The organism is Mesorhizobium sp. HAY1-8B, from assembly GCF_056868045.1.
In genome coordinates this window covers 2173828-2197724 of the sequence record NZ_CP200321.1, presented here as the reverse complement: position 1 = coordinate 2197724, position 23897 = coordinate 2173828, and the positions used below count along the sequence as shown (strand labels likewise).

At 62.9% G+C, this 23897-nt stretch carries 20 protein-coding genes, 1 tRNA gene and 1 pseudogene; 9 read left to right on the top strand and 13 right to left on the bottom strand.

Translation table 11 applies throughout. From position 1 onward, the window contains the following. Nucleotides 1–25: 25 nt before the first annotated feature. The 3 genes from AC1VON_RS10565 to AC1VON_RS10555 are packed head-to-tail and all read left to right on the top strand — an operon-like array spanning nt 26 to nt 2591. Complete coding sequence (locus AC1VON_RS10565) at nt 26–946, top strand: ABC transporter permease (protein ID WP_483126303.1); 921 nt, start codon at nt 26–28, stop codon at nt 944–946. Then, nucleotides 943–1881: an ABC transporter permease gene (locus tag AC1VON_RS10560; RefSeq protein ID WP_483121994.1), complete on the top strand. Its 939-nt coding sequence runs from the start codon at nt 943–945 to the stop codon at nt 1879–1881. Before AC1VON_RS10565 ends, AC1VON_RS10560 begins: the two co-directional genes overlap by 4 nt. Further along, on the top strand, nt 1878–2591 hold the full coding sequence (locus AC1VON_RS10555; RefSeq protein WP_483121992.1) for a cyclase family protein: 714 nt from the start codon (nt 1878–1880) through the stop codon (nt 2589–2591). The genes AC1VON_RS10560 and AC1VON_RS10555 overlap by 4 nt, the downstream gene beginning before the upstream one ends. Nucleotides 2592–2596: 5 nt before the next feature. Here AC1VON_RS10555 and AC1VON_RS10550 read toward each other — a convergent pair whose 3' ends face one another. The 10 genes and pseudogenes from AC1VON_RS10550 to AC1VON_RS10505 all read right to left on the bottom strand — a co-directional run bounded on the left by AC1VON_RS10550 (nt 2597) and on the right by AC1VON_RS10505 (nt 13707). Next, nucleotides 2597–3613 (bottom strand): Zn-dependent oxidoreductase, encoded by a 1017-nt coding sequence (locus AC1VON_RS10550; protein WP_483121990.1) that lies wholly within the window; start codon nt 3611–3613, stop codon nt 2597–2599. A gap of 362 nt (nt 3614–3975) precedes the next feature. Beyond that, nucleotides 3976–5103, bottom strand: a complete 1128-nt coding sequence (locus tag AC1VON_RS10545; protein WP_483121988.1) for an ABC transporter ATP-binding protein — start codon at nt 5101–5103, stop codon at nt 3976–3978. 40 nt (nt 5104–5143) lie between these two features. Then, nucleotides 5144–6547, bottom strand: a complete 1404-nt coding sequence (locus tag AC1VON_RS10540) for an NAD(P)/FAD-dependent oxidoreductase (RefSeq protein ID WP_483121986.1) — start codon at nt 6545–6547, stop codon at nt 5144–5146. Between the two features lie 547 nt (nt 6548–7094). Next, a pseudogene (locus AC1VON_RS10535) lies at nt 7095–7412 on the bottom strand (PfkB family carbohydrate kinase); the annotation flags it as partial. After that, complete coding sequence (locus AC1VON_RS10530) at nt 7409–8254, bottom strand: sugar phosphate isomerase/epimerase family protein (RefSeq protein WP_483121984.1); 846 nt, start codon at nt 8252–8254, stop codon at nt 7409–7411. The pseudogene AC1VON_RS10535 and the gene AC1VON_RS10530, both read right to left, overlap by 4 nt. Nucleotides 8255–8264: 10 nt before the next feature. After that, on the bottom strand, nt 8265–9125 hold the full coding sequence (locus AC1VON_RS10525) for a carbohydrate ABC transporter permease (RefSeq protein ID WP_483121982.1): 861 nt from the start codon (nt 9123–9125) through the stop codon (nt 8265–8267). Next, nucleotides 9122–10087 carry a carbohydrate ABC transporter permease gene (locus AC1VON_RS10520; protein WP_483121980.1) on the bottom strand — a complete coding sequence of 322 codons (966 nt, stop codon included), beginning with the start codon at nt 10085–10087 and terminating at the stop codon, nt 9122–9124. Before AC1VON_RS10520 ends, AC1VON_RS10525 begins: the two co-directional genes overlap by 4 nt. 13 nt (nt 10088–10100) lie before the next feature. Beyond that, entirely contained in the window at nt 10101–11426 is a 1326-nt protein-coding gene (locus AC1VON_RS10515) for an ABC transporter substrate-binding protein (protein WP_483121979.1), read from the bottom strand. Nucleotides 11427–11509: 83 nt separating this feature from the next. Further along, the gene (locus AC1VON_RS10510) at nt 11510–12523 is read right to left on the bottom strand and encodes an SIS domain-containing protein (protein ID WP_483121977.1); all 1014 of its coding nucleotides are present in this window, start codon (nt 12521–12523) and stop codon (nt 11510–11512) included. A 164-nt stretch (nt 12524–12687) separates the two neighbouring features. Then, nucleotides 12688–13707, bottom strand: coding sequence for a LacI family DNA-binding transcriptional regulator (locus tag AC1VON_RS10505; RefSeq protein WP_483121976.1), 1020 nt, complete (start codon nt 13705–13707; stop codon nt 12688–12690). A gap of 297 nt (nt 13708–14004) precedes the next feature. Between AC1VON_RS10505 and AC1VON_RS10500 the strand changes: the two genes are divergently transcribed. The 6 genes from AC1VON_RS10500 (at nt 14005) to AC1VON_RS10475 (ending at nt 20246) form a co-directional block, all read left to right on the top strand. Beyond that, complete coding sequence (locus AC1VON_RS10500; RefSeq protein WP_483121975.1) at nt 14005–15087, top strand: LacI family DNA-binding transcriptional regulator; 1083 nt, start codon at nt 14005–14007, stop codon at nt 15085–15087. A gap of 90 nt (nt 15088–15177) precedes the next feature. Further along, nucleotides 15178–16203 carry an ABC transporter substrate-binding protein gene (locus tag AC1VON_RS10495; RefSeq protein WP_483126302.1) on the top strand — a complete coding sequence of 342 codons (1026 nt, stop codon included), beginning with the start codon at nt 15178–15180 and terminating at the stop codon, nt 16201–16203. 71 nt (nt 16204–16274) lie between these two features. After that, the gene (locus AC1VON_RS10490; protein WP_483121974.1) at nt 16275–17798 is read left to right on the top strand and encodes a sugar ABC transporter ATP-binding protein; all 1524 of its coding nucleotides are present in this window, start codon (nt 16275–16277) and stop codon (nt 17796–17798) included. Then, a complete protein-coding gene (locus AC1VON_RS10485) occupies nt 17795–18832 on the top strand; it encodes an ABC transporter permease subunit (protein WP_483121972.1) in 1038 nt (345 codons plus the stop codon). The genes AC1VON_RS10490 and AC1VON_RS10485 overlap by 4 nt, the downstream gene beginning before the upstream one ends. A gap of 63 nt (nt 18833–18895) precedes the next feature. Further along, nucleotides 18896–19363: a hypothetical protein gene (locus tag AC1VON_RS10480; protein ID WP_483121971.1), complete on the top strand. Its 468-nt coding sequence runs from the start codon at nt 18896–18898 to the stop codon at nt 19361–19363. Between the two features lie 82 nt (nt 19364–19445). Continuing rightward, nucleotides 19446–20246, top strand: a complete 801-nt coding sequence (locus AC1VON_RS10475; protein WP_483121969.1) for a hypothetical protein — start codon at nt 19446–19448, stop codon at nt 20244–20246. Between the two features lie 1032 nt (nt 20247–21278). Here the strand turns inward: AC1VON_RS10475 and AC1VON_RS10470 are convergent. From AC1VON_RS10470 to AC1VON_RS10460, 3 genes are all read right to left on the bottom strand, one after another. Next, complete coding sequence (locus AC1VON_RS10470) at nt 21279–22601, bottom strand: integrase (protein ID WP_483121967.1); 1323 nt, start codon at nt 22599–22601, stop codon at nt 21279–21281. Between the two features lie 169 nt (nt 22602–22770). Continuing rightward, nucleotides 22771–22847 (bottom strand) — tRNA-His (locus tag AC1VON_RS10465). A gap of 355 nt (nt 22848–23202) precedes the next feature. Beyond that, nucleotides 23203–23661 (bottom strand): phasin, encoded by a 459-nt coding sequence (locus AC1VON_RS10460; protein ID WP_056566362.1) that lies wholly within the window; start codon nt 23659–23661, stop codon nt 23203–23205. Between the last annotated feature and the right edge of the window lie 236 nt (nt 23662–23897).

Genomic DNA, 23897 nt, shown 5'->3' with positions numbered 1-23897 from the left:
CGCCCCACGCGCGACGCGCACGGGCATGCTGCTCAACGCGCTGCAGGTCGGCCTGCCGGCGATCGCGCTTTTGGCGATGCTGGCGGTCATCTTCTGGATCCGGCCAGCGGCGATGAGCTATTTCGGCTTCAACCTTCTGTTCAAGCTCTCCGTACCGCTGGTGCTGGCGGCACTTGCGCAGATGATGGTGATCATGCTGGGCGATATCGATCTGTCGAACGGCGCCTTTGTCGGCCTCGTCACCTGCGTCACCGCGCTCTACCTCAATGACTGGCCGGCGCTGACGATGCTTGCCTATCTTGCAGCGGTCGCCGCCTATGCCGGTTTCGGCCTGCTCATCCATACCAGGCAACTGCCGTCAATCATCGTCACGCTCGGCATGTCCTTCGTCTGGCTGGGCATCGCCGTGATCCTTTTACCGGCGCCGGGTGGCCTGGCGCCGGCCTGGCTCTCAGGCTTCATGAGCTGGCAGCCGCCGCTGATGCCCCTGCCGCTCTGGCTGGCGCTGATCGCAGCAGGGGCCGGGCATCTAGTCATCACGCGTTCGTCCTATGGCGCGGTGCTGCGCGGCGCCGGCGGCAATCCGCGTGCGGTGGAACGTGCCGGCTGGTCAATCACCGGTATCCGCGTCGCCGTATATGCCGCCGCCGGCCTGCTTGCCTGCCTCGCCGGGCTGACGCTGACCGGGCTCACCACCTCCGGCGACGCCAATGTCGCGCCGGCCTACACGCTGCTCGGCGTCGGCGCGGTGATCCTCGGCGGCGGCGCCTTCACCGGCGGAGTGGTCTCTCCGGTTGGCACGGTGATCGGCGCGCTGACGCTGTCGCTCGCCGGCTCGCTGCTCGCCTTCCTGCAGGTGCCGCCGACCTGGCAGATCGGCGCACAAGGCGTCATCCTGTTCCTGGTGCTGGCCGGGCGCGTACTACTTGCGGAGCGCACCCGATGACAGGCCGCCTGAGCCTTGCGCCCTGGACCTACGGCTTCATCGTGGCTTTGGCCATGTGGGCGGCGACGACCGCCTATTCGGGCTTCGGCAGCGCCGGCGCTACACTTGCCGGGGCGCTTGCCTTCGGCGCCTTCAGCGTCGTCGTCGGCACCGGACAGATGCTTGTCGTCGCCTCCGGACCGGGCAACATCGACCTGTCAGTGCCGTCGGTGCTGACCCTTGCCGCCTATGTGTCAATGACGGTGATGCAAGGCGCCGACGGCATGCTGCTGCCGGGGCTGCTTGCTGCGCTGGCCGTCGGCGCAGCGGCGGGCACGGCAAACTACTTTGCCATCGCAATGCTGCGGCTGCCGCCGATCATCGCCACGCTTGCCTGGAGTTTTGTCTTCCAGTCACTAGCCTTCAATCTAGGCGGCCAGGCGACGCTGAAGCCGCCGGCCGCCCTGTCCCGTTTCACCGCGATGAACATAGCCGGCGTGCAGGTGATGCCGGTGGCGGTGATGACGCTGACGTTGCTCGCAATGCTGGTGCTGAAGCGCAGCGTCTGGGGCCGGCAGTTGCTAGCCACCGGACAAAGCGAGGCGGCGGCGCGACTTGCCGGCATCGAGGTGGGGCGCGTGCGCCTCATCGCCTATATGCTTTGCGGCACAGCCGCGGCACTCGCCGGCTTCCTGCTTGCCGGCTTCAGTGGGGGAGCCGCCCTTAACATGGGCGATGCGTATCTGCTGGAATCGATCGCTGTCGTCGTGCTCGGCGGCACCAGCGTCGCCGGTGGACAGGCCAACGCGTTGGGCATATGGGGAGCGGCACTGTTCTTCAATCTGATGTCCACCATGCTCAACACCTTCGGCATCCAGGCAGGCGTGCGCTTCCTTCTGACTGGAGCGCTGATCATCCTGATCGTGGCGTTGGTGCCGAGGCCCCGCGCAAGATGAGCGACACGCTTTCCAAACTGTTCGACACCAGGGCCGTGAGTTTCGTCGATCTCACGCACCCGATGAAAGTCGGCATGCCGGTGTGGCCGACGCATCCGCATTATTGCCAGGAGATGGTCGAGAGCTGGGACCGCGGCGATCCCGCTTGCAACCACGCGCTGGCGATGAGCGAGCACACCGGCACGCATTTCGACGCGCCGGTGCATTTCATCCGCGGCGGCGCGACGATTGCCGAAATCCCGGTCGAGCGCTTCTTCGGCCGCATGGTCAGGATCGACGCGCGCGATTGCGGGCCAAGGCAAGCGGTGGAACCGGAGCGCATGCTCGCTTTCGAAGCCGAGCATGGCGCTATTCAACCCGGCGACGCCGTCTTCTTCCATTTCGGCTGGGACAGGTTCTGGGACGACCCGGCCGACCATGCTTCGTTCCTCGCCGACTGGCCCGGCCTGTCGCGGCAGGCCTGCGACCTGCTGATCGAGCGCGGCGCGCGCATCGTCGGCACCGACTGTCTGTCGGTCGACTGCTTCGGCAACGAGGATTTCCCCGCGCATAACGCGCTGCTTTCGGCCGGCATCCTGATCGGGGAGAATTTTGCCCGGCTCGGCGAGCTGCCGCCCTTCTCGTTCCTGATCACCTTGCCACTGCCGATCGAGAACGGCACGGGATCGCCGCTGCGCGCCGTGGCTTTGATCGACGGTTCGGCTTCCTAGCCGGCTCAGGAAAAATGCAACTGCACTTTAAGCGTGCGCTGCGGCTCCTTCTCGATCAGCTCGAAGGCGGCATGCGCATCCTGCGCCGGAAAGACCTGCGTGATCATGTCTTGCGGATCGAGGCGCTTTTCGGCCAGCCATTCGACGACGCGCGGCAAGAGCCGCCGGTTCAGCCGTGAACCGACGATTGTCAGTTCCTTGCGTACCACCTCCTGCTGGCTGAGATTGGATGGCGCATCGGAGAAGCCGAGCAGGCCGATGCGCCCGGCCGGGCTCACCACCCGGCAAGCTTCGTCGAGCAGTGCGGGAATGCCGGCGCCGTCGATGACCAAAGTCGGGCCGAGACCATCATTTTCGGCCCGCACCGCTGCCGGCACCTTTTCTCGCGCCGAGTCGATGACCCGATCGGCGCCGAAGCGGGTTGCCCGCTCAAGCCTTGCTTTGTCGATATCGGCGACGATGCAGCGCGCACCGCAGAGTTTTGCGACCTGCAGCACGGTGACACCGACGGTGCCGGCGCCGTAGATCAGCACGGTATCCTCCGGCCCGCATCCCGTGCGGTCGAGCACGTTGGCGGCGATGGAAAACGGTTCGGCAAGTGCTGCCAGCCCGAACGGCATGTCGGCCGGCACCGGCACGGCGTTTCGCGCCGGCACGGCGACATGGTCGCGAAAGCCGCCGTCGCGATGGACGCCCATCACCTCGAGGTTGGCGCAGACATTGGAGCGGCCGATCCGGCAGGGATAGCAATGGCCGCAGGACACGACGGGATCGACCACCACATGGTCGCCGATGGCAAGACCGCTGACGCCCTCGCCCAGCGCCGTCACCGTGCCGGCGAACTCATGGCCGATGATACGCGGATAGACGGCGAATGGATTGGAACCATGCAGGATGTGAATATCGGAGCCGCAGATGCCAGCTTGATCGACTCGAATGACGACATCTCCCGGACTAGGTTCGGGCATTGATCCCTGACGGATCTGCAAGTCCCGCGGTGCATGGACAATGATTTCGATCACGTGGCGCCTCTGACTTGTATACTAGTCGACAATTGCTCATGACAGACTAAGCGTCAAGCGTTCGGCGCTGAGCACACCACATAAGCTCCTGAGATCATTGGAAAAGCAGACTGAACGGGAGTGCCATGCGTCGGGGCCGTCGTCCGGAAAGCCCGTGTGCCTTTAAACCAAAAACCGTCCCGGTTAGACCGGGACGGTTATTGATTTATGATGAAATTGGTTGCGGGGACACGCGTCGCGGGGTAGGGCGGAAGAAGCAAATGGGGCTGCAAGTGGCGACCATGGCTATTGCTAAGTTGATTTGCTGAACCGAGTTCGAATTCCGCCTGAAGTGCCTGGGTACGGGCGCGATCGGGTTATAGTTAGTCGTCGGTTAGACTGTCGAGCCCGCTCACAACCGGAACGACGTATCCACAGGCGTCAAAGATGTGTATATCCCGCCGCCGCACGGTGAAATGGACGCTCTGCGAGCGCGCAACGGAACTCTCCCCATCCACCTTGACCAGGAACTTTTCGCTGACGCCGGGCAGGTCCACATAGAGGATCTGCACCTCTCCGAGATGCTCGACGAGATCGATGGATCCGACAAATGCAGGATCGGGCCCCTTGCCCTCGGCGATCCGCAGGTTTTCCGGGCGGACGCCGATGCTGACGGCCTCGCCTTTCGAAACCCTGCCAGGTTCCACAGCGAGATCGAGAGTGATGCCGCAGTCGAGTTGGCAGCGCGCCGATGTCCCGGTGCTGTCGACGACCGTTCCTTTCAGGATGTTCATTGCCGGCGAGCCGATGAACTGGGCGACGAAGAGGTTCGCGGGCTTCCGGTAAAGATCGGTCGGTGTGCCCAACTGCTCGATATTGCCATCCTTGAACACGACGATCCGGTCCGCCAGCGTCATCGCCTCGACCTGGTCGTGGGTGACGTAGATCATCGTCACGTCGGGCATGCTCTGCTTCAGCTTGGCGATCTCGATGCGGGTGGCGACGCGTAACGCGGCGTCGAGGTTGGAGAGCGGCTCGTCGAACAGGAAGACACGCGGATTGCGCACGATGGCGCGGCCGATCGCCACGCGCTGCCGCTGGCCGCCGGAAAGCGCCTTCGGCAGGCGCTCGAGATATTTGTCGAGTTGAAGGATTTCGGCGGCCTTGCGCACCCGCTCATCGATCTCGGCCTTGATCATTCCGGCTATGCGCAGCCCGAAAGCCATGTTCTCGTAGACCGTCATGTGCGGGTAGAGCGCATAGGATTGGAACACCATGGAGATGCCACGCTTCGAGGGCGCGACGGCATTCATTCGCTCGCCATCGATGACGAGTTCGCCGGAGGTGATCGTCTCGAGGCCGGCGATCGATCGCAGCAATGTGGATTTTCCGCAGCCCGACGGGCCGACGAAGACGATGAGCTCTCCCGACTTGATCTCAAGGTCGATGCCGTGCAGGACCTCCAAATCGCCATAAACCTTGCGAATGTTTCTTAGCGACAAATCGGCCATCGTTCCCATCCCATTGGTTTGATTTCGGAGGCATGCACAGTCAGGGAGCTAGCCCGGCCAGAAATCGCGTCACCGCGTCCGGCCTCCTGTTGAGGATTTCGAGGTCGTTCTTTCGCCGGATGGCGCGGCGCACGACTCGGGCGCCGAGATAGCGCAGGGGTTCGGGCGGAAGCCGCGTGCGCTTGCCGATGCCGACGAGCCCGCACCGGCTCCACGCATCGTCACGCCCGAGGACGAGGCTTGCCATGATGCGGCCGGCGACAGGGGTCTGCGCGATCCCCGTGCCGTTGAAACCCATCGCGTAGAAGATGTTCGCGTGGTCCTTCAGATGTCCGAAGACCGGCAGGTGCTCCGCCGTGCAGTCGATCGGGCCGGTCCAGTCGCAAAGCACCGGCACGTCCTTGAGTTGCGGATAGACCCGGTGCAATTCCCGGATGTTGTCCGCGCCGCCGTCGCCGCTGCGGTTGAACCGGCCATCGATGCGGTCGCCATAGGCGATGCCGCCCGTGCCCCGCCCGAAGATGACCGTGCCTTCCGGCGTGCGCTGGTAGTAGAGTACATGGTGCTGCGCGTCGCAGATCGAGGCGCCCTCGGTCCAGCCGATCCGCTCGAGAATGTCGGGCGCCGGCGCGGTCGCGATGACCTGGCTGCTCACAACATAGAGGTAGGGATGCAGTTCCGGAATGGCCGAAAGCCAGGCATTGGTGGCGAGCACCACCTTGCCGGCGGCAAGCACCCCCCCGGCCGTGCGCAGTCGTGGCCGCGGACCGGGCGTGATTTCGACGACCGGGCTCCGCTCGTGGATGACGATGCCCCTTTCAAGGGCTAGCCGGCGCAGGCCGATGGCGAGCTTGGCGGGCTGCACGGTCCCCGCCCTCTCCTCGACGATCCCGACATAGGAAACGTCCGAGCCGGTGCGGCGCAGGATGTCGGCGCGCTGAAGCGGCTGGAAGCGCTCTTCGCCGAGCGCGAGGCAGAGGTCGCGGGCGGCGGCCCAGGCCCCTTCCTGCGCGGTCGAACTTGCGGTCCACAGCCAGCCGTCCAGCCTGAGGCCCATATCCACGGCGCCGGAGGTCTGGAGGCCGTTCAGTTCCTCGATGGCGTTGGCGGTCGCCCGGCACAGCATCAGCGCATCGTCCTCGCCGACAAGCGCGCGCAACATGTCGATCTCGGCGAACCAGCTATGAACCTGGCCGCCATTGCGGCCTGAGGCGCCGGAGCCGCAGAAATCGGCTTCGAGCACGGTGACGCGCGTTTCAGGCGACTGTTCCTTGATCCGCAGGGCCGTCCACAGGCCGGCATATCCGCCGCCGACGATTGCCACATCGCAGTCCGCCGCGCCCTGCAAGGACTCGGTGGCGGCGTCGGCCGCAATGCTGCACAGCCAGTAGGAACGGTCGGCCTTCGCCGCCGCGACGGGCGGCCGCATCGTGATGGTATTCATGTTCCGGTCCTCTGCGTGCCGCGGATGACATCGTCATATTTGGCGAGCAACCATTGCGGGATCGCCCGGATGGGCTGCGGGAAGCCGCCGAGATGGGTGCAGGTTTCCGATGCCCTTTCGGCGGCGAGATCGAGAGCGGCCCTGCCCGAACGCTCCGCGAAGAAGCGCGACGTGATGAAGGTCGCGATGAAGCTGTCCCCGCGCCGCAGGTGTCGACGACGGCGACCGGCACCGAACCCGCCTCGGTCACGCTGCCGCCGTCATCGTAGAAGGAGCCGCGCTTGCCGCAGGTGACCACGATCTGGCGCGCGCCCGCTGCCCTGAACCGCGCTATCAGCGGTTCCACGGCCTCGGCCGGATCGTCCGGGCCGGAGGCGAAGACCAGCGGCACGCCTTCCAGCGAAAGCTCGAAATGCCGGGTGGACACATCGATGCTGAAGGGCATGCCATCCGCGACGAGCCTGCGGACGAGCTCTTGGCCGGAGTTCGTCCCGAGATGCACCCAATCGGCCTGCCGCAGCGCCTCGTAGCGTTCGGGGCTGGGAACGTAATTCTCGCCCACGCCAAGCGACTCGAGAAGGAACCGTCGTTCGCCGGCATCGTCGGCAAGCAGGGTTACAGCGGAAGAGCCGGGACGTATTTCGACATCGCTCCTGTCGAGCCCCGCCTCCGCAATGGCCTCCAGCATGATGTCGGCTTCCGTATCCTGCCCCAGCGCCCCGAAATAGCGGGCGTTCAGCCCGTGCCGCCGCCATTGCACGGCGACATTGAGCGCGTTGCCGCCCACGGTGACGAAACCCTTGGTCAGGTAGGCGTCGAGACAATTGTCGCCGACGGCGATCAGCTTGGGATTGGCTTTTGTCATTCCTGGTCCGCCCGATCGAGATGAGGTGCGATCGCGTCCAGGCATCGCCGCCAGGCGGAAACGGGATCGAGCGCATAGGATCCGTTGCCGAAGGGTTCGAAGGTCAGCGTGCCGGCAAACCCCTGCGCGCGAAGCTGGCCGAGATGGTGGTCGAGCGGCAGGTTGCCGTCGCCCCACGCAAGGTGGCCCGCCGGCGTCCCGTCGACGACATGGACATGCGCGACGCGCTTTCCGAAGCGCTCGAAATAACCGCCGACGCTGTCGCCGGCTGTCGCCATGGCAACAAGATCGAGCACCACGTCGATGTCGTCGCCGTCGAGCGCGCGCCAGAAGGCGTGAAGCTCATCCGCGTTGGTGACGATGTTGCTTTCGAGGCGCTGAAGCGGCTCCAGCAGGCAGGAAACCCCGAGCGACCTCGCATGCGCCGCGATCCGGTTGATCGAGACGACCGAATGCTCCCAGGCGGTTTGCCTGCTTTCGCATTCGAACCCGCGGCCCGGCGTCAGGAAGAGATAGGTCGCGCCGAGTTCGGCGCTGATATCGGCCGCGCGCATGAAGCGCTCGACGCTGGCCTCCCGATAGGCGCCGTCGCCGGACGCGATGTTGATCGGATAGAGAACCTGCTCCGGCGTGAAGCAACGGACGGTCAGGCCGTTGTCGGCGAGAATCGCCTTTACCTCGGCGAGCCGCGCGCGGTTGTCATGGAAGAGGTCGAGATGCGGGGCGACGCCCCAGAATTCCATCCGGTCGAACCCCATGGCGCTGAGCTTTTCGGCGGCCCAGCGGAAGGGATGGTGCTGAAAGGAGAAATTCGCACCGATGAGCTGTCTGCGTTTCAACATGAACCTTGCCCTATTTCCCGATGCCTTCGGCAAGCCCGCGGATGAAGAAGCGCTGAGCGGCGAAGAAGACCATGACGATGGGAAGCGCCGAGAGCGTCATGGCGGCGAAGACGACGGCATAGTTCGTGCCGTGTTTCGCCATGATGGAGGTCAGGCCGACGGGCAGCGTCTGAAGGTCCGCGCCGCTGGTGAAGATCATCGCGAAGAGATACTCGTTCCAGGCGAAGAGCACGTGCAGGATGACGCAGGACACCAGGATCGGCTTGCACAGCGGCAGCGTCACCTTCCAGAAGATCTGGCCTTCGCTGGCGCCATCCATGATGGCGGCTTCGTCGAGGTCGCGCGGCAGGCCGAGCATGTAGGCGCGGATCAGGAAGGTTGTGAAGGGGATGCGGAAGGCGGTGTAGAGGATGATCAGCGCCCAGTAGGTGTTGTAGAGGCCGAGGTCCTGCATCATGCGCACCAGCGGGATGACGGCGACCGTCGGGCTCAGCATCAGGCCGCCGAGCACGATGCCGACGAAGAACGGCTTGCCCGGGAGCTTCGAGCGGGTCAGGCCGTAGGCGGTCCAGGCACTAACCAGCACGGTGCAGAAGGCCGATCCGATCGTGACGATGACGCTTGTCGCGATATAGTTGCGAATGCCCTGGTTCCAGGCGGCGATGTAGTTCGTGATGTTGAAGCCGCTTGGCAGCGCGAACGGGTTGCCGAAGATCTCCGCGTTGGTCTTGAAGCCGTTCAGGGCCATCCAGAACAGCGGATAGAGCACGACGATGCCGAGGCTGGTGAGGAAGGTGACAAGGCAGACCTTCGCCAGCACGGCGACGAAGTCCGTTCGCTCCGTCTGGCGCGGCTCATAGGAGTGGCTCACAGCTCGACCCTCCGCCTTTTCGTGTACCAGAGCTGTGCAAAGCCGGTCATGAGCGTGATGACGAAGATGACCGATGCGATCGCCGCGCCGTAGCCGAAGTCGTTCTCGATGAAACCCTGCTGATAGAGCCACGTGCCGAGCACCTGGCTGCTGTTGTTGGGCCCGCCGCCGGTCATCACCATGACCTCGTTGAAGACCTGGAACGCGCCGGTGATGGTGATGATCACCATCAGGCCCGTCATTTCCCGCGTCAGCGGAAAGGTGATGCTCCACAGGCGCCGCCAGGTTCCGGCCCCGTCCATGATCGCCGCGTCATAGAGATCGCGCGGGATCTTCTGGATGGCGATGGCGAACAGCAGCGTCGAATAGCCGAAACCCTGCCATTGGCTCATGGCGATGATGGCATAGATGGCCGTCCCTTCCTCGCCGAGCCAGGCGCGCGACCATCCCGCAAGGCCGACCTGTGTCAGCGCCGAATCCAGAAGGCCTATGTCCGGTTGATAGATGAAGTAGAAGAGAAGGCCGGTCACGGTGATCGAGATGGCCGAGGGCACGAAATAGACGGCGCGCCAGAAACGCCGCCATCTCTCCTCGGCGAGCCCTTCGATCAACGCCGCCAGCACGAAGGCGCCGAAGACCTGGAAGACGACCGAGATGACGGCATAGAGCGTGTTGTTGACGATCGAGGTCCAGACCACCGGATCGGCTTGCAGGCGGCGGTAGTTTTCCAGTCCGACGAAAGCGGTTTCGCCGGTGAAGATGTCCTGGTTCTTCGTGCTGACGACAAAGTTGTCGATGATTGGATAGTAGACGAACCAGAGGATCAGCACGAAGGCGACGAGGATCCAGCGGAACGACCAAACCGCGGCCAGAGGGCCGAGCCAGTCCCTCGCGGACCGGCTCGGCCCGGCAAAGCCGATTCTGACGGCTTCACCCTTGTGCCCAGGCTGCATGGCGGTCATCGCTGGCCAATCCCTACTTCGACGAAACCGCCGCTTCCTTCACGCGTTCCATGACCTGTTCCGGGGTCATCGAGCCGCCGATCAGCGCCTGCAGGCCGGAGAGCCAGGCGGCCGCCACGCGCGGCGGGTTCGCCGTATCGAGCCAGGGCATGAGGTAGGAGGAATTGGCGATCACCTTCAGGCCGTCGACGACGGTCGGGTTCATGCTTTCTGCCGAATAGCCGCCGACCGTTGCGCTCGGCTGGCCATAAGGTGGCGCCGACAGAATCTTACCGTTTTCGGCCGAGGTGACAAAGCGCATGAAATCGATCGCCAGAGGGACGTTCTTCGAGGCTGCGTTGATCATGTAGCCTTCCGGCGCGCCTTCTATGGCCTTGACGTCGCCCTTGGCATCCTTGGGGACGGGCAGCTTGAAGAAACCGAAATCCTCGCGCTTCAGCGCGCCGTCGGCCGTCGACTGATCGAACTCGATGATCTCCTGATAGTACATGGCGGACTTACCGTTGCTGAACTGCTGCAACGCCGAGGCATAGGAGGAACCGTTGGTGCCCGGTCCGTCCGAACATTCATCGATGATCTGCTTGTATTGCTTCAGGCTCTCGACATAGCCGGGATCGGTATATTCGGCCGTGGCCGGAACGAAATCCTTCTCGAGGATCGCCTGAGGCACATTGTAGGCGAGGAGCTGCCCCGCATAATGCACGCCTGGCCACCCTTCCTTGTTGCCGAAGGAGATTGGCGTGACGCCGGTCTTCTTGAGGGCCGCGCAGGCGCTCAGCAAGTCATCGAAGGTCTTGGGCTCGGCAATGCCGGCCTTTTTGAACAGGCTCTTGTTGTAGCCCATGAACTTGGCGTCGAGATAAAGCGGAACGCCGTAGAGCTTGCCATTGTACTGGAAGGCGGAGACGGCGGCGGCCGCGAGCGTCTTGCCCCATTCCGTGTCCGGTCCGATAACGGGGGTTAGATCGACCGCGCGCTTGCCGCGCACGAAGTTCTCGCCCCAGCTACCTGTCCAGGTGAAGTAGACGTCCGGCAGAGAATTAGAGGCGACGAGCGCCTTGGTCTTGCCCTTTACGCTGTCGTCGCTTTCCTGGATGAGCTCGACCTTCACGCCGGGATGAAGCGCCTCATATTTCTTCGCGGCATCGACGAAGAAAGGAGAAAGCTGCTGCAGGCCGAATTTCGTCAGGACGCTGACCGTGCCGGAATAGTCAACCTTCGCATTGGGATCAGCCACGGCCGCGTCTCCAGCCGCTGCGGCACTGACGCCGCCGAATACAAATGCGGCGGCAGTGATTGCGGCGAGGCTGGGCGTGATCAAGAACATATTGGCTTTCATTTGGCAGTTCCTCTCTGTTGTTTTTGTCTCGTCAGGCATGCAAGGCAGGCGTGCGGTCCGGCGGCTCCGCCGGACCGCAAAGCTCAATATTCGACGCGCTTGTAATATCGGCGCGTGGTCAGCGGATGGTCGCGCAGCACCTCCAAATGGGCGCTGAGGCGCTCCAGCATGGTTGCGAGGATGATCGGTGATATGAGGCCGCGCGTTTTGGCCGATATACCCGGCAGGTTGGCGGAAGCTGCATCGAGGACGCGCACCTTGCTGGTGTAGCGCTTGGCGAAGTTCTCCACCCGGTCAGACAGCGGCCGGAACGCATCCTCGCCCTTGAAGACGAAGAGGCTGACGCCCGGCTCCACCAGTTCGAGCGTGCCGTGGAAGAAGTCGGATGCCTGCACCGGGCGGGTGCGGATCCACTGCATCTCCTCGAGGATGCACATGCCGTAGTAGTGGGCTTCCGGCCAGACGGAACCGGCGCCCGTGAAGATGTGGTAGGTCTCGTCCTTGATCTCCTTGGCGAGGGCGGCGGCCTCGGCCTCATAGCCTCCCTTCACCGAAACCAGCAGCTTCGGCAGCAGCGCCAGCTCGGCCACCGTCGCATCGAAATCGGCATATTCGCCGCGTTCGGCCAGCAGGGCGAGGACGATGAGAAGGGCCTGGAGGTAAAAGGATTCGGAAGACGTGTCGTCCTCGGCAAAGTTGGTGAAGTTGTAGTCGGCGTCACGGCCGAGCGGCGTATCCTTGTGGCCGGTGAGCGACAGCGTCTTGACACCACGCTCCTTCAGGAAGGCGAGGAGTTGCACGCTTTCCTTGGTGGTGCCGGACAGCGAGGGCAGAACGACCAGCGCCTTCTCGTCGAGGCCCGCCGGGGGTTCCAGCACGACCTGCGCGGAATAGGCCGCGGAAACCGGGAAAAGTGTCGTGTTGCGGGCAAGCTCGATGGCCGGCAGGGTCAGAAACTGCACGCCGCCGGTTCCCATGAAGAAGATGCGTTCCAGACCGCCGTCCAGCAGACCGCGCATCAGGACACGCACGTCATTGGCGATTGCAACCGCGCCGCTTTGGATCTTCACAAAGCGATCCCTATCGAAGTTGAGCATTTGAACCTTCCCGTTTGCATTCCGCACTGGTCTCGAACCACGCGGGCGTCTTCACGCGATGATCTTGAGACAATGTGAGATCGATCTCACACACATTTAACGCATGAGAACTCGGTGCTGGCAAGGTAGGGTTTCAAAAAAATCTGGCCGGGCGCTTTTGCGGTTCAGCCGCGCCGACTCACGGACCCGCGAACGATCAGCTTTGTTTCAAAGCGAACTTTTTGCGGCGCATCGGTTTTTCCGGAAATCCGGTCGAACAGCAGCCGCGCCGCCGTGCGTCCGATTTCCGAGACCGGTTGCGAAACGACGGTGATCTGCGGATCGGTGAAAGTCGCCAGGTTAAAATCGTCGAAGCCGATCAGCGAGACGTTGTGGGGAATGGAAAGCCCCATCGAACGGAAAGCGAGAAGCGCGCCCTGCGTCATGAGGCTGTCGACCGTGAAAAGCGCCGTCGGCGGCGTCCTCTGGCTGAAGAGGCGTATCGTCGCGTCGACGGCATGTTCCACCGTGGATTGCGAGACCGCGATCATCCGTTCGTCGGGCGCAATGCCGGCGGCGCCAAGGGCCGTTTGATAGCCGGTCATGCGCTCGCGCGAGGTGAAGATACGCATGTCGTCCTGCAGCAGCCCGATACGGCGGTGGCCCATGCCGATCAAATATTCGACCGCCTTGCGAGCTCCTCCCTCGTTGTCGACCACGACGCTGTCGCAGTCGACGCCTTCAGCGACACGGTCGATCAGGATTAGAGGCACGTTTTCCGCGATCAGGTCCTGCAGATGCGCATTGTTGTCGGCTGATGTCGGCGCAACGATGAAGCCTCGTATGGAAAGCGACCGGAGGCTTGCGAGGAGCGAGACCTCCTGTCCCAGCTGCTCCTCGCTGCTGCCGATGACGAGATTATACCCGCACTCGCGGGCAAGCACCTCGATGTCATGTGCGATGCGCGCGAAGAACGGGTTCTGGATGTCGCCGAGAATGCAGCCGACGATCGGCAACTGCCCGTTGCGCAAGGCTTGCGCCAGACGATTGCCCCGATAGCCAAGCTTTCCGGCCGCCGCCTGCACTTTCTGGGCGGTCTCGTCGCCAACATAGCCATAGCTGTTCAGGGCGCGGGCCGCGGTTGCCCGCGATACATTCGCAAGTGCCGCCACATCCTTCAAAGTTGCCGGTTTGCTGCGCGCCATTCGACCCTTCGATTCTTTGGGCAGGACCCTCCCTGCGGTCGCAGTTGTAGCTTTGGGTCCTGGGCTAGCATAGGCCCCTCGTCGCGAGGGAAAGCGACTGGCAGGCCGCCAGGTCAAGCCTCGCCCCACAGACCCACCATGGTCGCCGAATATCGCAACCTCGTCACGATCACTTACCGGAGATTCGCGGCTCTTGTTGACAGGCGGCTCAGCGCCCCCTAATTTACCCTAAACGTTTAGGTAAAAGCTGCGGCTAAGCCTCGACGACGGAGGTTTCGACCCTTGGCAAGATCGACGATGCGCGACATCAGTCGCGCCACAGGCCTGTCTTTGTTCACCGTATCGCGCGCGCTCAGCGGTGCCGATGGCGTGTCCGAGGCGAGCCGCGAACAGGTGCTGAAGGCCGCCAGCAGTCTCGGCTATGTGCTCAACCGTGCCGCCCAGGAACTGCGTCGCGCCAGCCGTGATTCGGTCGCCGTCATCACCGCAAGCACCTCGAACTCCTACTATCTCGACCTGATGGCGGGCATACAGCAAGCGCTCGAGCCGTCGGCCTGGACGGTGGTCGTCGGCGACGTCGCGGTCAACGGCGCCTATGACTCCCGCCTCGAGGATCGGATGATCCGCCGGCTCATCGAGTCGCGGACCGCCGGCGTGATTTCGACATTGACGCTCACGGCCGACAATGCGCAGCTGCTCGAACGCTGGGACATTCCGCTGGTCTTCGTCGACTCTTCGCCACCGGCCGAAGCCGCGCATATCCCGAGCGTGACGACCGACAACTACAATGCCAGCCTGATGGTGGGCAAACATCTCGCCGACCATGGCTACAAGGACTGGCTGTTCCTGGTCTATCCGTCGAAATGGTCGACGCGGTTCGACCGCGAGCGCGGCATAAGGGAGGCGGCGCGGATCCACGGCGCCGACCTTGTCGTGCTGGAATCGGAGAACGACGCGACGTCCGGCTACAGCACGCTGGCGCGCCACATCGATGCCAGCGGCAGGATTCCGCGGGCGCTGATCGCCGGCAACAATCCGCTGCTGCTCGGCTCCATGAAGCTTGCCGCCGAGAGGTGCATCGCGATCCCGGATGAATTGGCGGTGGTCGCCTATGACGAATTCGCCTGGTCGGAGCTGACCGATCCGCCGATGACGGTGCTGAACGAGCACAGCGAACAGATCGGCCTGCTTGCCGCGATGACGCTGCGCAGGATCATCGGCAAGCAGGTCGAAGCCGAGAAGAAGGGCGAAGCGCCGACGCCTATCTATCTTCCCGAGGACCAGCAACGCGTGCCCGCGCGGTTGATCATCCGCTGTTCCTGCGGCTGTGCGAGAGATGGCGCCCACGCACGAGGCCCCGTGGCCTCGCAGGCTGCTTAGCCACAAATGATCGGAGAGACGATGATCGGTTTACTTCACGCTTTAACCTAAACGATTAGGGAGCTCGGAAGCCGGGATCTGGCCGTGGTGATGCTCGCGGTTCGACAGTCGAAGAAACGAATTGCCGTCACATCACGGCGGCGACAACGAAGGAGGATCAACATGAAAGCAAACACCACCCTGCGGTTCATCGCCGCCGCATCGATTCTTGCGCTTGGCCTGTCGTTCGGCGCGGCTCCGGCCATGGCCGACGGCAAGGTTCCCGCCAAGGTCGAGAAGATCGGCCTGATGGTGCAGGACATGTCCAACCCGTTTTTCTCGGCCATGACCAAGGGCGCGCAGGACGCGGCCAAACAGATCGGCGCCTCTGTCAACGTGCAGGACGCCCAGCTCGACCTCGCCAACCAGAACACCCAGATCGACGCCTTCATCCAGCAGGGGGTCAACCTGATCGTCATCTCGGCGGTGGACGAGGCGGGCATCGAACCGGCCATCCTGCGCGCCAAGGAGGCCGGCATCATCGTCATCGCCGTCGATACTCCGGCCCACGGCGCCGACGCGGTGATTATGACCAATGCGGTTCAGGCGGGCGAGAAATCCTGCGAGTATCTGTTCCAGCAGATGGGCGGAAAGGGTCAGGTGCTGCTGGTGGACGGCACCCCGATCCAAACGATTATCGACCGCATCAATGGCTGCAAGACAGTGGCCAAGAAGTTCCCGGACGTCAAGATCGTCGGCCAGCAGGCCTCGAAGAACGACCGCGCCTCCGGGCTCGCGGTGACGACCGACATGCTGACCGCCAATCCGGACGTCACCGGTATCTTCGGGATGAACGACCCCTCCGCGCTCGGCGCCGTGCTCGCGGTCGAACAGGCTGGGAAGACCAGTCAGATCAAGGTCACCGGTGTGGACGGCAGCCCCGAAGCGGTCGCCGAACTGAAGCGGGACGGCTCGCCCTTCATCGGCTCGGCCACGCAGAATCCGGCCGAGATGGTGCGTCAGGCAGTCAAGGTGGCGCAGGACATTGTAGCCGGCAAGGCACCGACGGAAAAGACCATCCTGATTGAAAGCGTGCTCGTCACCCGCGACAACGTCGCCCAATATCCGGGCTGGTAAATCTCCCAGACCAGCCTCGCGGGAAGCGGCCTTGCGCCGCTTCCCGCGCCCCAAGATCTGATGAGGCTGCCATGAACATCCAACCTCCGCTGCTTGCCGTCGAAGACGTCTCCAGGCGCTTCGGCGCCACGCTGGCGCTGAACAAGGTCCGTTTCGACCTGAGGCCCGGCGAAGTGCACGCGCTGATGGGCGAGAATGGCGCCGGCAAATCGACGCTGATGAAGATCCTGGCCGGCAATATCCAGCGTGACTCGGGGCGCATCCTCATCGACGGCCGCGACGTCGAGATGCGTTCGCCGATCGAGGCCGCCGCCAACGGCATCGCCATCATCCACCAGGAGCTCAACACCGTGCGCGACATGACGGTCGCCGAGAACCTGGCGCTCGGGCGCGAGCCGCGCACGCGGCTTGGCATGCTCGACCGCCGCCGCATGGATGAGCAGGCGCATGAGAAGCTAGCGCGCATCCACTCCACCATCGATCCGCGGCGGCCGCTCGGTTCGCTGAGCGTCGGCATGCAGCAGATGGTCGAGATCGCGCGCGCGGTGAGCGAAAACGCACGCGTCCTTGTGCTCGACGAACCGACCGCCGCGCTGTCGCGGGCCGAAGCGCAGGAGCTTTATCGCATCATCGGCCAGATGCGCTCGGCGGGCGTCGGCCTGATCTATATTTCGCACCGCATGGAAGAGGTCTGGCAGTTGGCGGATCGTGTCACGGTGTTCCGCGACGGCGGTTATGTAGGCACTGGAACATTGGCCGAGATCAACCCGCCCGACGTGGTCCGCATGATGGTCGGCCGTCAGGTCGCCGATCTCTACCAGCACGACAAGCGCGACCCGGGGGCCATTGTCCTCGACGTCAAGGGACTGGCGGCCGAGGCGGTCGGCCCCGTCGATCTGTCGGTCCGCGCCGGCGAAGTGGTTTGCATGGCCGGACTGATCGGGTCCGGCAGGACCGAAGTCGGCCGCCTCCTGTTCGGGGCCGACCCCCGCACCGCTGGTTCGGTCCGCATCGAAGGTCGTCCCAGCCGCCCCGCGGATCCGTTCGAGGCGATTGCTGATGGCATCGGCATGGTACCAGAGAACCGCAAGGAGCAAGGGCTGTTCCTCGACCATTCGGTGGAAGACAACATCGCGATCAGTTCGCTCGATCGCTTCGTCGCGGCGGGCGTCGTCGACCGCACGGCGCGACGCGACGCGGTTCTGGCGCAGATGAAGCAGCTTGGCCTCAGGCTCAACGCGCTTTCGCTGCCGGTGAAGGCCCTGTCCGGAGGAAACCAGCAGAAGGCGGCGCTCGCCCGCTGGCTGCTGCGCGATTCCAGGGTGCTGATCCTCGACGAGCCTACCCGCGGCGTCGACATCGGCGCGAAGCGCGAGATCTACGAGGAGATCGACCGGCTGACGCGCGCCGGCAAGGCGATCCTCGTCATATCGTCGGACCTGCCGGAAGCGATCGGCATAAGCGACCGCCTCCTGGTCATGCGCCAAGGCAGGATCGCCGCTGAACTAGTTTCGGAAAAGACATCGGAAGAAGAAGTGATGCTTCACGCGACGGGCACCGCGACCCGCAGCGGCAGCCAAGGAGCGAAGCCATGAACACTGTTCGAGACGAGATCCACCAGGCGAAGGCGATTGCTGCCGAACAAGCTCCGTTCGATTTCGCCAAATGGTGGGACCGGGTCGGCATCCTCATGGTGCTTGTCGCTCTGGTCATCCTGATGTCGGCCATCGCGCCGAACTTCAACCGTGTCGACAACCTTCTCAACATCGCGCGCTCGATATCGGTGAACGCCATCCTGGCGGCCGGGATGACGCTCGTCATCCTGACCGGAGGCATCGATCTGTCCGTTGGATCGATCGTCGCCGTTTCGGGCGTGGTCTCGGTCATCGCGGCCATAGCGGGCGTGCCGGCACCCGCCGCCATCTGCATCGGCCTTGCCGTCGGCGCGGCTTGCGGCCTGATCAACGGCGCGCTGACCGCCTATCTTTCGCTCGCCCCGTTCATCGTCACGCTCGGCACGATGACGTTCCTGCGCGGTCTCGCCTATACCATCACCGAAGGCCAGCCGATCGTCTCCAGCTCGCTGAATTTCAAGGATATCGGCAACGGGTATCTCTGGGGAATCCCGATGCCGGTCATCGTGATGGCGGTCGTCTACCTGATCGTCTGGTTCATCCTGGAACGGACGCGCTACGGCCGCCACGTCTATGCCGTGGGCGGCAATGCCGAGGCGGCGAAGCTGGCTGGCGTGCGCGTCAAGCGCGTCGTCACATCCGTCTATGTTCTGGCCGGCGCCTGTGCCGGGCTTGCGGGCGTTATTTTCGCCGCCCGGGTGATCTCGGCTCAGCCCACCGCCGGCACAGGCTATGAGCTCGACGCCATCGCGGCGGTGGTGCTCGGGGGCACCAGCCTTGCCGGCGGCCGCGGCCGGATCGTCGGCACGCTGATCGGTTCGGTGATCCTCGGCGTCCTAGGCACCGGCCTGATCCTGCTCAACGTGCCCTTCTTCACGCAGCTGCTGATCAAGGGCGTGGTGATCATCCTCGCCGTCGCCATCGACAGCCTGAAGCAGCGGCCGGGGCTTTTCCAGTTTCGCAGGACCAGGCCGCCCGGCACATCCGGCCGATAGCCGTAAAGGCCGGCGCCGGCCACTCCCTATCCCTGCTCACCCCTTTGCATTGGAAGATGTCCCATGACCCTTGCCGTCACCATCACGGATCCCCTTGCCGGACAGCGCGATCGCGAACCGATCGTCTTTTCCGTGGCCGCTGACCTGCCTCAGGCGCTCTGGTGGGCCTGCGACGACGGCGGCAACCGCGTCCTCTGCCAGCGGCTGGCGCAGGACGCCAAGCCGGACGAAACGCGTTTCATCGCGACGGTGAGCTTCAGCGGTCGGTTGCGGCTAACGCTGGAGGAACCCTGCGAGCCCGGCCCAGCCGACCTTTGCGGCATCAGGGTCCTGAAAGGAAAGGAGGCCGATTGCTTCGTCCGCCTCGATACCGGCGCATTCGATCTTCGAGCTCTGCTCCGGCACCGCCCAAGGCCTCGGTTCCTCCAAATGGGGGATCCGCCATTTCCGCGCGCTGGCCGACGACTTCGAGCTGCTGCCGTCCGGCAACAATGCCATAGGCGGCTTCTACGGGCCTTTCTTCACGCCTGAGAACGGACTGATCAATCCTCCCGAGCACACGACCGTCGAGATCGAGACGCTGGAGCGCGGCCCGGTTCTCCACCACTATCGCATGCACGGCACGATCCCGGACGGGTTGCTCCAGGAGCTCAAAGGCAAGCGTTTCTCGATCGACTGGATCTTCACCCATGGGACCCCCTTCTTTCAGCGCCGCTACCAGGTCGATCCTTTTCAGACCGTCATCAATGGACGCTCGGTTACCAACAAGATCACCGTCGGCGATGAGTTCGAGGGTGGCCAGGGCAAGCTGGTCTTCGACCGCTTCGCCGCCTATGGCGGGACGCGCTACCGCTCAGGGGACCCTTATGCCGGCGAGCTCGTCGCCATGGTTGCCGACACGGTGACCAACTCGACCAACCAGAGCCGGAAGTTCGAGGAATTCCGCTCCAGCCTGAGCGACATCGAATCTGCCCACTGGGATCTCTACTGGCGCCTGTTCTGCAAATGGGAGGGCGTGCTCAGCGAAGACGAGCTGCGTGAACGGCTGGCCCGCGTGCGCGCGGCATCCCATGTCAAGGCCGACCTCACGGATCGCCAGTGGACGCTGACGGATCAGCCGGTCGACGTGTCGGCGGTGGAGCACGAAACGATATTTCCCGGTCCGGCGGACAAGACGGTGGAGTTCGACACGGCCAGCGGCCGCGCCATGGTCTGGTGGACGTCGCAGCCGTCCGGCGCCTTCCAGATCGTGCAGCGGCGCCAGTCCGGCTGGGTGAACTGGGGCAGCAATGGCGAGAATGAATGCCCCGAACTTCCCGTCGGCGTTCAAATTAAGACCGCATACGGTCGTTTCGCAGATCGCTGGCAAGAGGTGGCAGATCAGTTGGAGAGTCCACCTAAACTATCTGCATAGATGTAGCTAGCCACAGTAAAATCACGGGCGCGCGAAGGGGGTCCCGCCTCCGCCCTGCACACAAATGAATGCAGAAATCGGTAATTGGCCAGACCAGACGAGACGGCGAGTTTGAACGTGGTCGCGGGTGCGAATTAGTCTGGTGATCTGGATATCTTGCTCACTTTGCAGCGCCCATCTTTCCCCCCGGTACGCTGGCGTCCCGCAGGATGCGCTGTCGTCGCTCTACGCCGCGGAGCGAAAGGTGACTGGGGTGCGGGTCGGCGTTGTTGCAGCGCGTCATCCCAGTAAGAACACTCGGCCGTTGTGAGCGTTATCGCCCCGGGCGAGCCTAACCACCGTGGCAAGGGGGCATGAGCCAACGCCTCGGGTCGATATGACGGCCGGAGGATGAAAGTCGGCGTTCCTCTATTTGCTACACGACGGCTCACCGGCACCCCGCACGTCGAGCGCGCAGTGCTCAAGCAGGATGTTGGTTTCACCGCTGCTATCTCTGCGTGTTGGCCCGGCGGCGCTCATCCGGCATGCCCGGAACGCAAAAGACCGCCCCGGTTAGACCGGGGACGGTTATTGATTTATGACACAATTGGTTGCGGGGGCAGGATTTGAATCTGCTGACCTCGCTTGCGAAGTCCCTTCAACAGACGAACTCGGTTGCAGCGCTGTATTGGCGGTAGCGCTCTCCCGCTACTAACCCCCGACGGGTAGAGAGCCTTTCCCATTTGCACGCCGCAGCCGCCGATTAAAGCCTGAGGCGAACGCAGGCCCTTCACTGCACCAGGAAAGTCCGCCTACGCATAGGGCATGGTACATTCCTGGCCCTGCAGCAAGGCGAAGCCGTGAGGCGATATTCGCGCACGCTTCTACCAATCACTACGCAGCGGATTGAGCGAGCGCTCGACCGCGTCGCCGAGATCATCTTGGCGAGAGGCGACCATGGTGAGGCATGGCTTCCGCTCTACGAGCATTTGGAGCGCGCCCTGCAGGATCATCAAGCGAAGGAAGAACGCCTCGCCGCAGTGCGCCAGCGTGTCAAACGATCGCTGGATCGAACGGCAGCACGATCTTCATAAGTTCCTCTTGCCACATCTTCATGTCGCCGCCCTCGCCGTATTTCGGACGGTCGATGGTGTGGCCCATCAGCATGCGCCGAAGCTCCTCGTCCAGCCTACCGTTCTTCATGCGATCTTCGAATGAATGGCGCAGTGAATAGACGCTGTGACTATCGGTCGGGAACAATTTATGGCTCTTGAAGTGCTTGTTGAGCACGGCTGACAGCGACGCCTCACGATCCTTGTACCGTGGGAAGCCTTTGGGATGCTTCTTGAACACCTCAAGCGCCACACCGACCAACGGCACCTTGCGCACCGACGAGGCGGTCTTGATCTCTCGTGGATCGTCAGGATCGTCGCGGGGCTCGACTGAAATATGCGGCACCTCATGATCAACATGGATGACACCCTCATGCAAGTTCGCAAGTTCGCTCGGCCGGGCTCCGGTCTCAGCGAAGGCAAGCACGATTCCTCGCGCCTCCTCATTAAGTGCCGCAAGCGCGCCAGGCGCAAATATCTTGTCGCGAATCCAGTCGGTCGGGAACGGCGGCCGACTGCGCTTCGACCTGTCGGTGAATGACAGATCGGCAAACGGGTTTTTCTGTTCGGGGAAACCGAGGTGGCGAAAGTAGTCGGCGTAGAGGGTTCGAAGGTTGCCCATGTTTCGGTTGCCTGTCGATGCGGAACGGTCCGCTTTGCCTTTTTCGGGTGCAATTCGGTCCAGCCAGTATTTGTGCACCACTCGCGCGTCATCGCGCGTGATCTCACTCATCGCCCTGTCGCCGACCAAGCCGATAAACACATCAACGCTCATTTCGCGTTTTGCCTTCCAGCGCTTCTTTTGGTCAGGGCTTTTCGTGCGGATTTCGTCGCGAGCAATCTCGTTGAAATACAAATTCAGCGCTTCCGATATCTTGTCGTCAGGACGGGAGACTGCGCCGCCGACCGCGTCGACAGATGGTGATTTGGCAGGCTCGCCTATTGTGCTCTCGACCCGCTGCAGAATCGTATCAAGCGGCTCGGCGACCAGGATCTCGGCGAGTGGTCGATAGATGAATCCCAGCGACTCGGCACGCTTGATGGCCTGGCGGTATCGGACACGCGCCGCCTGTGGATTTTCACCCAACATCAACGAAGCCCACAAAGCGTTGTCAGCTGCCTCGTGGAGATCTCTGGCGGTGCGCGCCTTTATGCGGTCAGTCGTGTCGAGGGCACGGCGCACGAACACGCCGCGCTCGTCGAGGTCCCTGACCTCTCTGGGCACCCGCCGGTAGTAATGGAAATGATCGCCCCTCAGTTGCAAGAAGCGGTCAGGATCCTCTGCTTCGCGTCGCCTTCCCACGCCTCTTGAGACCCCATTTGTATCACAATAGGTAACACAATATGTAACACAAAATCGAGAATTGCCGCAATACCGACCACTGGAACCGTTAAATTCTTTAACATATTCAATTACTTAGCGGGAGAGCCGATGGTACCGTTGGCTGGGATCGAACCAGCGACCTCCGGATCCACAATCCGGCGCTCTAACCAGCTGAGCTACAACGGCACATTTGCCTGAGGGTGATCTCGTCGGAAACGCGTTCCACTTGACCCACTCTGTCGTTCGGCGATGCGTCCTTACGGGCTTATGGATTTTAATTCAAGGCTTTTGCGAAGCAAAGACCACTTCCTCACATGTCGCCGCGCCGAGCAGTATCCACCGGGCAAAGAAAAAGGCCGGCGGGAGGAGGTGCCGGCCTTTTCCTGTTACGAGCCAGCGGGAGGAGGAGCTGGCTGGTCACCCCGGGGAGCAGAGGGAGGAGGTTCCACTCGCCGGGTATTCCTTGCTGGCTGGCATCATACGCTTGATCAGTTTGAAGAAAATGCGACCTTTTGTTGCATCTCCTGATCATGCGCAAATATTAGGCAGCCTTAATGTCCTTGATCGCCTTCTCGAAGGCGGTCTTGATCGGCTTGGAGACGTCTTCGGCCGCCTTGGAAGCGACAGCCTGCAACTCCTTGGCCTGCTCGACGGACAACTCGACGCGTTTGCGCAGGAAGGCGGTCTGCAGTTCAATGACTTCCGACAGCGACTTGGCGCCGATAAGGGCTTCGAGATGCGAGAAACCGGCTTCGGCATTGGCGCGCAGTGCCGCGATGGTCTTGAGCGACAGGTCGCTGGAAACAGTCTTGGCGGTCTCGTAGGTCGACTCCAGAGCCTTCTGGGTCTCCTCGGCGCCGGTCTTGAGCTTGGCATAGGCCTCTTTCGACTGCTCAACACCCTTTTCGGCGAAAGCTCGGATCTGGTCGGTGGCCTTGGAAGCGTCGAAGCTCGGGAATTCAACGTTTTCGATCGTCTCGGCAGTCTTGGTCCTGGACATTTTCCATCCTTTCAGCGGCAGCGGCTTTGACAGAAAGCCGTCTCGTTCATGTATGATGGCAATATAAAGGCAAATTTTGTGCATTGCAATATCTTTGTTGCAGTGCACAAAAAAATCTTTCGGGCCGTTAACCAAGAGCCCAAATTCCAGCCTTTGCACGTTCTGGCTTGTGGACCTTCGTGGCTGCGGCTTTTATTAACAAAGCGTTAACTGCAATTTCGCCGCTCCGTGAGGGT

Excerpts from the sequence above, each read along its gene's own strand:
- AC1VON_RS10545 (WP_483121988.1), bottom strand. The coding sequence starts at position 5,103 with ATGGCCGATTTGTCGCTAAGAAACATTCGCAAGGTTTATGGCGATTTG.
- AC1VON_RS10485 (WP_483121972.1), top strand. The coding sequence starts at position 17,795 with ATGAACACTGTTCGAGACGAGATCCACCAGGCGAAGGCGATTGCTGCC.
- AC1VON_RS10480 (WP_483121971.1), top strand. The coding sequence starts at position 18,896 with ATGACCCTTGCCGTCACCATCACGGATCCCCTTGCCGGACAGCGCGAT.
- AC1VON_RS10530 (WP_483121984.1), bottom strand. The coding sequence starts at position 8,254 with ATGTTGAAACGCAGACAGCTCATCGGTGCGAATTTCTCCTTTCAGCAC.
- AC1VON_RS10505 (WP_483121976.1), bottom strand. The coding sequence starts at position 13,707 with ATGGCGCGCAGCAAACCGGCAACTTTGAAGGATGTGGCGGCACTTGCG.
- AC1VON_RS10565 (WP_483126303.1), top strand. The coding sequence starts at position 26 with ATGCTGCTCAACGCGCTGCAGGTCGGCCTGCCGGCGATCGCGCTTTTG.
- AC1VON_RS10460 (WP_056566362.1), bottom strand. The coding sequence starts at position 23,661 with ATGTCCAGGACCAAGACTGCCGAGACGATCGAAAACGTTGAATTCCCG.
- AC1VON_RS10540 (WP_483121986.1), bottom strand. The coding sequence starts at position 6,547 with ATGAATACCATCACGATGCGGCCGCCCGTCGCGGCGGCGAAGGCCGAC.
- AC1VON_RS10475 (WP_483121969.1), top strand. The coding sequence starts at position 19,446 with ATGCACGGCACGATCCCGGACGGGTTGCTCCAGGAGCTCAAAGGCAAG.
- AC1VON_RS10560 (WP_483121994.1), top strand. The coding sequence starts at position 943 with ATGACAGGCCGCCTGAGCCTTGCGCCCTGGACCTACGGCTTCATCGTG.
- AC1VON_RS10510 (WP_483121977.1), bottom strand. The coding sequence starts at position 12,523 with ATGCTCAACTTCGATAGGGATCGCTTTGTGAAGATCCAAAGCGGCGCG.
- AC1VON_RS10500 (WP_483121975.1), top strand. The coding sequence starts at position 14,005 with ATGCGCGACATCAGTCGCGCCACAGGCCTGTCTTTGTTCACCGTATCG.
- AC1VON_RS10495 (WP_483126302.1), top strand. The coding sequence starts at position 15,178 with ATGCTCGCGGTTCGACAGTCGAAGAAACGAATTGCCGTCACATCACGG.
- AC1VON_RS10515 (WP_483121979.1), bottom strand. The coding sequence starts at position 11,426 with ATGAAAGCCAATATGTTCTTGATCACGCCCAGCCTCGCCGCAATCACT.
- AC1VON_RS10490 (WP_483121974.1), top strand. The coding sequence starts at position 16,275 with ATGAACATCCAACCTCCGCTGCTTGCCGTCGAAGACGTCTCCAGGCGC.
- AC1VON_RS10520 (WP_483121980.1), bottom strand. The coding sequence starts at position 10,087 with ATGACCGCCATGCAGCCTGGGCACAAGGGTGAAGCCGTCAGAATCGGC.
- AC1VON_RS10555 (WP_483121992.1), top strand. The coding sequence starts at position 1,878 with ATGAGCGACACGCTTTCCAAACTGTTCGACACCAGGGCCGTGAGTTTC.